The organism is Lacinutrix venerupis, from assembly GCF_003663945.1.
Classification (GTDB): Bacteria; Bacteroidota; Bacteroidia; order Flavobacteriales; family Flavobacteriaceae; genus Lacinutrix; species Lacinutrix venerupis.
This window is the reverse complement of the sequence record NZ_RCCH01000001.1, coordinates 201,308-213,968: the sequence shown is the minus strand read 5'-3', so window position 1 is coordinate 213,968 and position 12,661 is coordinate 201,308. Positions and strand designations below refer to the sequence as shown.

At 29.9% G+C, this 12,661-nt stretch carries 11 protein-coding genes; 5 read left to right on the top strand and 6 right to left on the bottom strand.

Annotated elements, in window-relative coordinates; genetic code table 11:
* Nucleotides 1-58 precede the first annotated feature (58 nt).
* Together CLV86_RS01020 and CLV86_RS01015 are read right to left on the bottom strand one after the other, a co-directional pair.
* Nucleotides 59-538 carry an Lrp/AsnC family transcriptional regulator gene (locus tag CLV86_RS01020; RefSeq protein ID WP_076733260.1) on the bottom strand — a complete coding sequence of 160 codons (480 nt, stop codon included), beginning with the start codon at nucleotides 536-538 and terminating at the stop codon, nucleotides 59-61.
* A 71-nt stretch (nucleotides 539-609) separates the two neighbouring features.
* Nucleotides 610-1,752 (bottom strand): M14 family zinc carboxypeptidase, encoded by a 1,143-nt coding sequence (locus tag CLV86_RS01015; RefSeq protein WP_121049410.1) that lies wholly within the window; start codon nucleotides 1,750-1,752, stop codon nucleotides 610-612.
* Between the two features lie 315 nt (nucleotides 1,753-2,067).
* On the opposite strand from CLV86_RS01015, the gene CLV86_RS01010 reads away from it, so the two are divergent.
* From CLV86_RS01010 to CLV86_RS01000, 3 genes are all read left to right on the top strand, one after another.
* Nucleotides 2,068-2,484, top strand: coding sequence for a helix-turn-helix domain-containing protein (locus CLV86_RS01010; protein WP_076733262.1), 417 nt, complete (start codon nucleotides 2,068-2,070; stop codon nucleotides 2,482-2,484).
* A gap of 102 nt (nucleotides 2,485-2,586) precedes the next feature.
* Nucleotides 2,587-2,970, top strand: coding sequence for a DNA topoisomerase IV (locus CLV86_RS01005; RefSeq protein ID WP_076733263.1), 384 nt, complete (start codon nucleotides 2,587-2,589; stop codon nucleotides 2,968-2,970).
* 2 nt (nucleotides 2,971-2,972) lie between these two features.
* On the top strand, nucleotides 2,973-3,767 hold the full coding sequence (locus CLV86_RS01000; RefSeq protein ID WP_076733264.1) for a TerC family protein: 795 nt from the start codon (nucleotides 2,973-2,975) through the stop codon (nucleotides 3,765-3,767).
* An 18-nt stretch (nucleotides 3,768-3,785) separates the two neighbouring features.
* On the opposite strand, the gene CLV86_RS00995 is transcribed toward CLV86_RS01000, so the two are convergent.
* The 3 genes from CLV86_RS00995 to ychF form a co-directional block, all read right to left on the bottom strand.
* The gene (locus tag CLV86_RS00995) at nucleotides 3,786-6,503 is read right to left on the bottom strand and encodes a DNA gyrase/topoisomerase IV subunit A (protein ID WP_121048582.1); all 2,718 of its coding nucleotides are present in this window, start codon (nucleotides 6,501-6,503) and stop codon (nucleotides 3,786-3,788) included.
* 76 nt (nucleotides 6,504-6,579) lie between these two features.
* Nucleotides 6,580-8,439, bottom strand: coding sequence for a DNA topoisomerase IV subunit B (locus CLV86_RS00990; protein WP_076733266.1), 1,860 nt, complete (start codon nucleotides 8,437-8,439; stop codon nucleotides 6,580-6,582).
* 142 nt (nucleotides 8,440-8,581) lie between these two features.
* A complete protein-coding gene (gene ychF / locus CLV86_RS00985; protein ID WP_121048579.1) occupies nucleotides 8,582-9,676 on the bottom strand; it encodes a redox-regulated ATPase YchF in 1,095 nt (364 codons plus the stop codon).
* A 181-nt stretch (nucleotides 9,677-9,857) separates the two neighbouring features.
* On the opposite strand from ychF, the gene CLV86_RS00980 reads away from it, so the two are divergent.
* Nucleotides 9,858-10,988, top strand: a complete 1,131-nt coding sequence (locus CLV86_RS00980; RefSeq protein WP_121048576.1) for a carboxypeptidase-like regulatory domain-containing protein — start codon at nucleotides 9,858-9,860, stop codon at nucleotides 10,986-10,988.
* Nucleotides 10,989-11,056: 68 nt separating this feature from the next.
* Here CLV86_RS00980 and CLV86_RS00975 read toward each other — a convergent pair whose 3' ends face one another.
* Nucleotides 11,057-11,410 carry a 4Fe-4S dicluster domain-containing protein gene (locus CLV86_RS00975; protein WP_076734398.1) on the bottom strand — a complete coding sequence of 118 codons (354 nt, stop codon included), beginning with the start codon at nucleotides 11,408-11,410 and terminating at the stop codon, nucleotides 11,057-11,059.
* A 75-nt stretch (nucleotides 11,411-11,485) separates the two neighbouring features.
* Between CLV86_RS00975 and CLV86_RS00970 the strand changes: the two genes are divergently transcribed.
* Nucleotides 11,486-12,541, top strand: coding sequence for an acyl-CoA reductase (locus tag CLV86_RS00970; protein ID WP_121048572.1), 1,056 nt, complete (start codon nucleotides 11,486-11,488; stop codon nucleotides 12,539-12,541).
* The last annotated feature ends 120 nt before the right edge of the window (nucleotides 12,542-12,661 follow it).

Sequence of the window (12,661 nt, the reverse complement as noted above, 5' to 3'; positions counted from 1 at the left end):
GAATAAAAAAAATCCTTTAGCAAGATAACTAAAGGACTTTAATATAAAATTTTTAAAACTACAAAGAATTAAAAATATCGTGCATTAAACGTTTTTTATCGTTTAAACTCTCTTCTAGAGAGATCATAGTTTCGGTTCTATAAACACCTTCAATATCATCTAGCATAAATATAACATCTTTTGCATGCTCCGTATTTTTTGCTCTAATTTTACAAAAAACATTAAACTTACCAGTAGTTACATGAGCTACAGTTACAAAAGGAATTTCGTTAATACGCTCTAAAACAAACTTTGTTTGTGATGTGTTTTTAAGAAAGACACCTACATAAGCAATAAAAGAGTATCCTAACTTTTTATAATCTAAAGTTAAAGAAGAACCTTTTATAATTCCTGCATCTTCCATTTTCTTAACTCTAACATGAACAGTTCCTGCAGAAATTAGTAATTTTTTTGCAATATCTGTAAAAGGAACTCTAGTGTTATCGATTAACATATCGAGAATTTGATGATCTACTTCGTCTAATTTAAATTTCGCCATTTTGTATTTTTTCTTATATAAAAAACAAAAATAATACATTTTTGATGAATTATCCTCACCTAAAATGCAGATTAATCAAATTTTAATGAATATTTTGAATTATTTACAATTACGAAATCGTTTTCGACACCTATAGATAATGTATGGCCATCCTTATCTAAAACTGTATTATTACTAGCATCAATAACATTATGAGCAAAATAATTATCTAACTTATCAATTTTTTCAACTTTTGGCGAAAAAATTATCTTATCATCAATTAATTTTTCTTGATACTGTATTGCAATGTCTAAAATTTCATTATTAAAGCGCGCATTTTTAATTATAACATCAAAAAATAACTTTTCGTTTTGTGGTATTTTAAGATACTCGTTAAAATCTTCTAAATTAATATCATTATTAACTATAGTAGTTAAAGCAATTAAATAAGACTGAAAAACATAACGTCTTACCTCTTCTCTATCATAATCGTTACTGTAATGTCCTGCCTCAAACAGCACTGTTGGTACATTTAAACTTTGAAATGTATCTCCTACACAGTTTATATTATAAGCATCATCATAAGTACCTACTTGATTAGGAATTTCTGCTTGAAGCATAGTGTTTATTTTTACTATAATAGACATTGCTTTTTTTCTATTATCTGTAATTGTACAATCTTTATCTTGAGCAGGAGATAGAAACGAAAGACTAGCAGAGTTATTAGTAGCACCAGCACTAAAAATAGTACGTTGTCCATGCAAATTAAAGCAGTAATGAGGTTTAAAACTATTAAATAAGTCTTTTAACACAATACTTTCTGGCTGAGTTAAATTTTGCGCATCTCTATTTAAATCTACATTATTAGCATTTAAGCGCGTGTAAGCTTTAGCACCATCTGGATTTAAAATTGGTATTATAACAATTGTACAAGCATTTAAAATAGATTCTGAAAGTGGATTATCTGTAAAAAAATTAAGTAAGTCGAATATTGATTTTGTGGTTGTAGATTCATTACCGTGCATTTGAGACCACATTAAAATTCTTTTTTTTCCAGCACCAATTTTTATAGAATGAATATTTTCTTTTAAAACCGATTGCCCTATAACTTCAATTTTAAAATTATCCTCATGCTTTTTTAAAAGAGGAATAATATGTTTTAAGTTTATATAACGACCAAAAAGAGCAGTCTCTTTATGCTCATTAAATATAGCCTTTAGTGCTTTATCTTTCATATTAGATTTTATTTGTGTTACAAATGTAAACAATATCTATTTTACAAATGTAAACAACAAAATTTACAATTGTAATTTACATATGTAACGGTTTTTATAAGTATTTTATTCGCATTACTCCTTTAAAGACAACAAAATAAATCACATATTAAAATAAACTCACAAAATACTTATTTTCAGTCATTTAAATACGTTTATTTAAAGTTAAAGTTTTGATAAAAACACCTTTAAATAGCCTTATTTGTATAATTATTTGTGTTAAATATACAAATGTAAACACTGTGTTTTAATAAGATTGTTTACATTTGTATAGCTATGATAAACAACGAAGAATTTACTAAAAGACTTAAAAAAGTAATTGATTTTTACGGAGAAAGCGCCTCTTCCTTTGCCGAAAAAATTGGTGTGCAACGCTCTAGTATTTCGCACATACTTTCTGGTAGAAATAAACCAAGTTTAGAATTTGTTTTAAAAGTACTCTCCTCTTTTCCTGAAGTAGAATTATATTGGTTAATGAATGGAAAAGGAAATTTTCCTTCTGGAAAAAATAGCGAACCGCAAATTGAAAAAAAATCAACTGTACAAAATCAAAATTTATTTTCAAGTTCAGAAAACGAAAATGCACAAAAAGAAATTACAGTTGAAAAAATAATTTCTTCAAATTCTAAAAAAGAAATTGAACGCATCATTATATTTTATAAAGATGGTAGTTTTTCAAATTTTGAAAATTAAGCACTATCTTCTATTTATTTTGAAATATGCAATTCTAAGAGATTAACAAAAAAGTGTTTTCTATCTATTCATTTTGTAATTTTGCTAAAACTTATATTTAAAATGAAAAATATATTCCTATTAGTTACACTTAGTATAATAATTTTAAGTTGCCAACAACCTGAAAGAAATTGCACAGATTTTAAAACAGGCTTTTTTAAATTTAATTATACTGAAAAAGGAGTTGAAAAAACTGGATATATTTTAAGGAGTGAGAATCTTCAAATTGAAACCTACGATGGCAAAACAGATTCCTCAGAAGTTAGATGGATTAATGATTGTGAAGTTATTTTTAAAACTATAAATCCTAAACGTATGGTTGATAAAAATGATATTCATTTAAAAATTCTTACCACTACAGATTCTAGTTACACTTTTGAATATTCCTACGTTGGAGAAACAAAAAAACAAAAAGGAACTGTTACAAAAACAAAGCTAACAAAATAATTATGTTAGATTTTTTATTATCATCAGACGCTATTTTTGCACTATTAACTCTTACTTTTCTAGAGATTATTCTTGGTATAGATAATATTATATTTATTTCTATTGCCGCAAATAAATTACCAGAAGAACAAAGAAAAAAGGCTACTAATATTGGCTTGTTATTAGCCATGGTTCAACGTGTAATTTTATTATTTTTTGTATCATTTTTAATAGGCTTGTCTGAACCTTTTTATTCTATTAAAACGAGCTGGCTTACTTTAGATTTAACTTGGCAAAGTATTATTCTTTTTGCTGGAGGATTGTTTTTAATATATAAGAGTACTTCTGAAATTAGAGAAAAAGTGGAAACACCAAATCATGATGAAAATAGCATGAAAGGAAAAGTGATAAAATCTTTACAACAAGCTTTAGTACAAATTTTAATTATTGACTTTATTTTCTCTATAGACTCCATATTAACCGCAGTTGGTATGACTAATGGATTAAGTGACAACCACAATTACAATCTTGTTTTAATGATTATTGCTGTAATAATTTCTATTGCAGTAATGATTGGTTTTGCTAATAAAATTAGGCTTTTTATAGAAAAACACCCAAGTATTCAAGTGCTAGCTTTAGCCTTTTTAATATTAATAGGTTTTATGCTAATAACAGAGGCTGCCCATTTAAGCGAAACTGCATTATTTGGAAAAACCGTTGGAGCGATACCAAAAGGTTATTTGTATTTTGCAATTGCATTCTCTCTTTTTATTGAATTTTTAAACCACAAAATTAGCAGGTCTAAAACCAAGAAATAATTTTAAAATTACTTATTGTTAAAACAATGTGGTTTGATCTTTTCCACCTTGATTATCTTTTTTCTTTTTAATAGCACGTTCTAAAGCTTTTTTAGCCTTTTCTTCTTTGCTAATAAAATCTTTTTTAGGTTGTTGCTCTACTTCAGGAACATCTATCGGCAGTTTGTTTTCTACAACAATTTCATCACTAACCTCTAATTCTTCGGCATGAATTTCTTCTGGAGCTTCGTAAGGTAAAGGATCTAATAAACTTACTTGATTTACTTTGTATTTAGTAAGTTGGTTTCCTAAAGCTGATATGCCTTTAACTGCAATAAAATCTTCAATATTAACCTCTTCATTATCTCGTCTATCTTTACCTCTTTCTTTAGCAAATACAATTTCTGCAACTGGTCTCCAATCTGTAGATACAATTTCTAGTTGTGAATTTTCATGATCTGAGATAAATAACTCTTCTTTATCTTCATTTTCAATTAGAAAACGTTTTACGTAATATTTCTCCTTTTCTCCATCATAATATATTGCAGAAATAGGTTTTTTAGGAATCCATTTTTCCATAACTATCATATCACTATCAAAATGCAGTGTTACTTCTGGTGTTACGGTTTTTGCAATTCCTTTTTGATTTATAATTAGTAATTTATCTTCTCCTCTAAATTCTCCAACTAAATCTCCTCTTCCATCTACATTTAATCGCTGTACAGCATCGTCAAACCAAATTTTTCTTGGTTTTAATGTAGAAACACCTTCTTCTTTTAGTTCTATTTTTTTAATGGCATATTTTGTAACCACATTTCCTTTACTTGCTCGACCTTTTATTAAAATATCGGCAAAATCAATATCCCATTTTAATTTTTTTATACTACCTACTTGACGTAAAAACACCGATATAACTTCGGCTTCACCATTTGGATTTGCAGAAAAATACCAAAGTTTAGAGCCTTTACTACCGTTTGTTAAATCGTACTCTTTATCTCTTGTCATAGAGGTTACAGCAAAACGCTTAATATAGCTCGCTCCTTTTGTACCATCGCGATATATCATATTATAGATAGTACGTTTGTCTTTCTTTTTAAAGACTGCAACATGAATAATATTTTTACCTATAAACGTTTTAGAGTCTACTTTGGTAACCATCATTTTTCCAGATGCTGTAAAAGCTATAATATCATCTATGTCACTACAATCACAAACATACTCATCACGACGTAATGATGTACCTATAAAACCTTCTTCTCTATTTACGTAAAGTTTTGTGTTTCTAATAACTACTTTTGTAGCATCTACATCTTCAAAAGCACGAATTTCTGTTTTACGCTCTTTACCTTCGCCATATTCTTTTTTCAACCTTTTAAAATAAGCAATGGCGTAATCTATTAAGTTTGCTAAATGATGTTTTACTTCTGCTATTTGCTCTTCTAAAGCATCAATTTTTTGCTGTGCTTTATCGATATCAAATTTTGAAATACGTTTAATTCTAATTTCGGTTAAACGTGTAATATCTTCAACTGTTATTGCTCTTTTTAAATGTTTTATATGTGGCTGAAGTCCTTTATCTATAGCGCTAATTACACCATCCCAGGTTTCTTCTTCTTCTATATCGCGATAAATTCTATTTTCTATAAAAATACGTTCTAAACTTGCAAAGTGCCATTGCTCTTCAAATTCGCCAAGTTTTATTTCTAATTCTTGTTTTAATAATTGAACGGTGTTATCTGTAGAGCGTCTAAGCATCTCTGTAACACCAATAAATAATGGTTTGTTATCTTCAATTACACAGCCTAATGGTGAAATTGAACTTTCGCAACTTGTAAAAGCGTATAAAGCATCGATGGTTTTATCTGGCGATAAACCTGATGGTAAATGAATTAATATTTCTACTTCGGCAGCAGTATTATCTTCAATTTTTTTAATTTTTATTTTTCCTTTATCATTTGCTTTTAGAATAGAATCTATAAGTGATGATGTTGTGGTACCAAAAGGAATCTCGGTTATTGCTAGCGTTGTTTTGTCTACTTGAGAAATTTTTGCACGAACACGCACTTTTCCTCCACGTAAACCATCGTTATAATTAGAAAAATCTGCAATTCCTGCTGTTGGAAAATCTGGAACTAGCGTAAAGCGTTTGCCTTGTAAATGTTTAATTGAAGCTTCTATTAACTCTATAAAATTGTGAGGTAAAATTTTTGTTGAAAGTCCAACTGCAATTCCTTCTCCTCCTTGCGCTAACAATAGCGGAAACATTACTGGTAAATTTACAGGCTCTTTTCTACGCCCATCATAACTTGCCTGCCACTCTGTTATTTTAGGATTATAAACAACATCTAAACCAAATTTTGAAATACGAGCTTCAATATATCTTGAGGCTGCTGCACGATCTCCTGTTAATATATTTCCCCAGTTTCCTTGGGTGTCTATTAGCAAATCTTTTTGGCCAATTTGCACCATAGCATCTGCAATACTGGCGTCACCGTGCGGATGATACTGCATGGTATGACCAACAATATTAGCTACTTTATTGTAACGCCCATCGTCAAGATCCTTCATTGAGTGCATGATACGACGTTGTACAGGTTTAAAACCATCTTCAATTGCTGGTACTGCACGTTCTAAAATTACATACGAAGCGTAATCTAAAAACCACTCTTTATACATACCAGTAATCCTGGTAATAGTTTCTTGTGGTTCTTGATTTTCTATGTTTTCGTTTGTTAGGTCGTCGTTTTCTTCTGTCATATTTACTATTTCTGCAAAAACAGAAATTTATTTTTTCTTTTGTGGATTCCGCATTAAATACAGAATGACAAATGGTTTATTTATCTTCCTCAATTAAATCTAATTCCACCTTTAAATTATCAATAATAAATTCTTGTCTTGTTGGTGTGTTTTTTCCCATGTAAAAAGATAATAGCTCGTCTATAGACATATTATCGTCTAACATTACAGGATCTAAACGAATGTCTTCACCAATAAAATGAACAAATTCATCTGGTGAAATTTCACCTAAACCTTTAAATCGCGTGATTTCTGGTTTTGGTTTTAATTTTTCTATGGCATCGCGTCGTTCCTCTTCAGAATAGCAATAAATAGTTTCCTTTTTATTTCGCACTCTAAATAATGGCGTTTGTAATATATATAAATGGCCTTCTTTTATTACTTCTGGAAAAAACTGAAGAAAAAATGTTATTAGTAATAAGCGAATGTGCATACCATCTACATCGGCATCGGTTGCTATTACTACATTGTTATAACGCAAATCTTCTAGAGATTCTTCAATATTTAATGCTGCTTGCAAGAGATTAAACTCTTCGTTTTCGTAAACAATTTTCTTTGTTAAACCGTAACAATTTAATGGTTTTCCTTTTAAACTAAATACAGCTTGTGTATTTACATCTCTTGATTTTGTAATACTACCAGATGCTGAGTCTCCCTCGGTAATAAACAAGGTCGTTTCAAGGTTTCTTTCGTTTTTAGTATCGCCAAAATGCACACGACAGTCACGTAGTTTTTTGTTGTGTAAACTGGCTTTTTTTGCTCTGTCTTTAGCTAATTTTCTTATTCCAGATAATTCTTTACGCTCACGTTCTGCTTGAAGAATTTTACGTTGTATTTTTTCTGCAGTGTCTGGGTTTTTATGTAAATAATTATCTAAATATGTTTTTAAAAAATCGTTTATATAGGTTCTTACGGTTGGCAAATCGCCTCCCATATCTGTAGATCCTAATTTTGTTTTTGTTTGACTTTCAAAAACAGGTTCCATTACTTTTATGGCTATGGCAGAAATTATAGATTTTCTAATATCTGAAGCATCATATTGTTTACCATAAAAATCACGAATGGTTTTTACAACAGCTTCTCTAAAAGCATTTAAATGCGTTCCTCCTTGAGTAGTATTTTGTCCGTTTACAAAACTATTGTACTCTTCGCTATACTGCGTTTTACTGTGCGTTAGTGCAACTTCAATATCATCGCCACGAAGATGAATAATTGGATATAATAAATCGGTTTCACTAGTTTTTTCAGCTAAAAGATCCTTTAAACCATTTTCGCTGTAATATTTTTCGCCATTAAAAACTATGGTTAATCCTGGATTAAGGTATACGTAGTTTTTAAGCATTTTAACAACATACTCACTACGAAATTTATAGTTTTTAAAAATTATATCGTCTGGAATAAAAGATACCTTTGTTCCTTTTCTACGTGATGTTTCTTCTAAAAACTCTTGATTTACAAGGTTTCCTTGTTCAAAATCTGCCGATGCACTTTTTCCGTCTCTTGAAGATTCTACTCTAAAGTATGATGATAATGCGTTTACGGCTTTTGTACCAACACCGTTTAATCCTACAGATTTTTTAAAAGCTTTAGAATCGTACTTTCCGCCGGTATTCATTTTAGATACAACGTCTACTACTTTTCCTAAAGGAATACCACGACCGTAATCACGAACAATCACTTTGCTACCTTGCACAGAAATTTCTATTGTTTTTCCTGCTCCCATAACAAACTCATCTATAGAGTTATCGAGTACTTCTTTTAAAAGTATATAAATACCATCGTCTGGCGACGATCCATCTCCTAATTTACCAATATACATACCTGGACGCATACGTATATGCTCTTTCCAATCTAACGAGCGTATATTATCTTCGGTATATTTGGTTTGTTCAGACATAGAATTGAGTAAATTTTCGTGATAGGTTGCTAATATAATACAACGCCATAAAAAATGAAATAGGCTTTGCAGAAAGTAATTAACAATAAAAAGCCAATGTTGTTGAGAACATTGGCTTTTATATTGTTATGGTAAAATGAGCTTATACATTGAATAAAAAATGCATAACATCGCCATCTTTTACAACGTACGATTTACCTTCTACTCTCATTTTACCTGCTTCTTTTACTTTTGCCTCACTTCCATACTCTATATAGTCGTTATAGCCAATTACTTCGGCACGAATAAAACCTTTTTCAAAATCGGTGTGTATTACTCCTGCTGCTTGTGGAGCTGTTGCTCCAATATTAATAGTCCAAGCTCTTACTTCTTTTACTCCTGCTGTAAAATAGGTTTGCTGATTTAATAATTTATATGCAGAACGAATTAACTTGGCAGATCCCGGCTCATCTAAACCTATATCTGCTAAAAACATTTGACGCTCTTCGTAATCATCTAATTCTGTAATATCTGCTTCGGTTCCAACAGCAAGTACTAGAACTTCAGCATTTTCATCTTTTACTGCTTCTTTTACTTGATTAACATAATCGTTTCCATTTACAGCTGCACCTTCATCTACATTACAAACGTACATTACTGGCTTATCTGTAATAAGTTGCGCTGGTTTAACAAACTCTTTATCTTCTTCTTCTGTAAACTCTATTGCTCTTACAGATTTTCCTGCTTCCAAACCTGCTTTAAGTTTTAAAAGTACAGCCTCTTCTTTTTGCGCTTCTTTATTTCCTGTCTTTGCAGCACGCTTAACTTTATCAAGTTTTTTCTCTACAGTATCTAAATCTTTTAACTGCAACTCGATATCTATAGTTTCTTTATCACGAATTGGATCTACACTACCATCAACGTGTACAATATTATCATTGTTAAAACAACGTAATACATGCAAAATAGCATCGGTTTCACGAATATTTGCTAAAAACTGATTTCCTAATCCTTCTCCTTTACTTGCTCCTTTTACCAAACCAGCAATATCCACAATCTCTACAGTTGCAGGCATAACTCGTTCTGGATTTACTAATTCTTCTAATTTTTGAAGTCTTGGATCTGGCACATTTACCACGCCAATGTTAGGTTCTATGGTACAAAAAGGAAAGTTTGCACTTTGCGCTTTTGCATTAGACAAACAATTAAATAATGTCGATTTTCCTACGTTTGGTAAGCCTACAATTCCTGCTTTCATTGTAAATATATTTTCATTTCCATAAAAATGGAAAATTTATTGTTTTTAAGTTCTTTTTAATCGATTGCAAATGTAGTTAATTCTTTAAATCTTCGGTTAATGAGAAACATAATTATTTAACTAACTTAGGAAATATTAAAAGTGAGTTGTTATATCTATATAATCAATAAAACCAATTATTATGAAACCAATTATCCTATCTGCATTTATTTTGCTATTTCTATTCTCTTGTTCTAAAGACGAAGCACCAGATGCTATTCCAGAGAGCATCAACATATCAGGAAAATTATTAGCACCAAATAATCAAGATCCTATTGTAAACGCGAGGGTTTCTGCCATGCAGAATAATATTTTAAAAGCTGAAACAACTACAGATGCTCAAGGTAACTTTACCATTGCATTAGAAAAAGGTGAATACACTTTAAATTTAGCAAAAGGCTTATTTACAACACAAAAACAAATAGTTGTAGAACAAGAAACAACTTTAGATAATTATAAAATTGATACCTTACCAAATATTGGTGTTATAACTGGTAGTTTTGACAATATTGAAAGCGTATTGTATGGCATAGGTCTTGTAAACCCAATAACAAACGAACCTTTATTTGATATAATTGATGGTATAACAACCAATAAAAATTCACACATTTCTAACCAAGCACATTTACATGGTTTAAATAAAAGTAGTGACTTAGAAAGCAGAAATCCTATTTTAGATCCTAATGTGAGTTTTTCTTACACAGATTTAATGTCAGACCCTACTCTTTTAGCTTCTTATGACATTTTGTTTATTAACTGTAGTTCTCATTCAGACAACCCAACATACGAACAAAACCTTATGGATTATGTTAATAATGGTGGTTTTCTATATGTAACAGACTGGTCTTCTAGTTTATTAAACACTGTTACTAATAATGATACAGATTATTTAAGTTTTTATACACCAAGAAGAAGTGGGCAGTCTTTAAGCACAACCGCTACTATTTTAGATGGTAATTTAAGCGCATGGCTATTATTAAATTTTGGTATTTCTATTAACGATACTGTTTTTATAGATGAATTTTTAGGCTCTTGGCAAGTAGTAGACTCTTACGACCCAACAACTACAATATCTTGGTTAAATGGCGTAGTAGATTATAGAGATAATAATAATGTAACCGTTACAGAAAATAAAGATTTAGCATTTACATTTTTGTTAGGACAAGGCGCTGTTTTTTATTCTTCTTTTCATACTGAAAATGATGAATTCGATTTCACTACTACCGATAGAATAATGGAATACTTAGTGTTTGAAATGACTGCTATCGAGTAATTAATAGATTATATATAGATAAAAAAAAATCCTAAGTAAAACTTAGGATTTTTTTATTTTAATTTAGTTTAATCTTCAGGATGCATAAATCTCTGTTTACCCAATAAAACTTCGTCGCTTTCAACATGGTCATCATCAGGAACGCAACAATCTACAGGACAAACTGCTGCACATTGTGGCTCTTCATGAAAACCTTTACACTCTGTACATTTATCTGGTACAATGTAGTAAATTTCATCACTAATAGGCTCTTGTGCTTCATCTGCATCTACAGTTTTTCCATCAGGAAGCACTAAACTTCCTTCTAAACTTGTTCCATCTTTATATCTCCAATCGTCAGCACCTTCGTATATTGCAGTATTAGGGCATTCTGGCTCACATGCACCACAATTTATACATTCGTCTGTTATAATAATTGCCATAGTAATTGTTTTATTTTGTTTGCGTAAATTTGCAACTGCAAAAATAACGACAAAACACGTATTACGCAAGTATAAATGGAATTACAACAAAGAATTAACGCTTTCTCAAAATTAGGAACTTTTATAAGTCAATTTTCTTCAGAAAAATTTATAAAACAAGATAACATTCCGCACAACGACTTATTTTTTGAAGGCTTTAAACACCAAATAAAATTAGCTCAAGAAAACAATGGATGGTTTACAAAAACTAATATTGTTTTTTCTTTAAACGGATGGAGTAAATTACTAACTAATAAAAACTTAACTAAATGGACTTCATCTTATAGTTTTAGTAATAAATCTTATAAAAATGTAGCCATTATTATGGCAGGAAATATTCCTTTAGTTGGTTTTCACGATTTTTTATCTGTATTAATTTCTGGACATTCTGTTATTGTTAAACAATCGTCTAACGACAAACATTTGTTACCATTTCTAGCTAAATATTTAGAACATATAGAACCAAAATTTAAAGGCAAAATTACTTTTACAGAAGGTAAATTAGAAAATTTTGATGCCGTAATTGCGACAGGAAGTTCTAACACAGCACGTTATTTTGATTATTATTTTAAAAACAAACCATCTATAATTAGAAAAAATAGAAACTCAGTTGCTGTACTTACAGGAAATGAATCAAAAGAAGATTTAGAAAATCTATCTGAAGATATTTTTAGATATTATGGCTTAGGTTGTAGAAATGTATCTAAATTATTTGTACCAAAAGATTATAATTTTGATGCCTTTTTTGAAGCTATTTATAAATGGCATCCAATTATTAACGAAGCTAAATACGCTAATAATTACGATTATAACAAAGCAGTATATTTAATGAGTGAATTTGATATGCTTGAAAATGGTTTTCTTATGATAAAAGAAGACAAAAGTTTTGCCTCACCAATTGCAACAGTATTTTATGAATATTACAACGATATAGTAAGCCTAAAAAACACTTTGGAAGCCGAAGCAGAAAACATACAATGTATTGTATCCAAAGAGCTTAACAACACTAATGTAGCATTTGGAAAAACCCAAAAACCAGAGCTTTGGGATTATGCAGACAACGTAGACACTATTGCTTTTTTGTTAAAATAATAGCCAATAAATTATGATATTATTAATAAAAAAACGCTCATTATTTAGCACCTTTGTTAACTTAAAATGTAAATCATTTTTTTTATTAAAATGAAAAATTAACTGATACTGAAATAAATT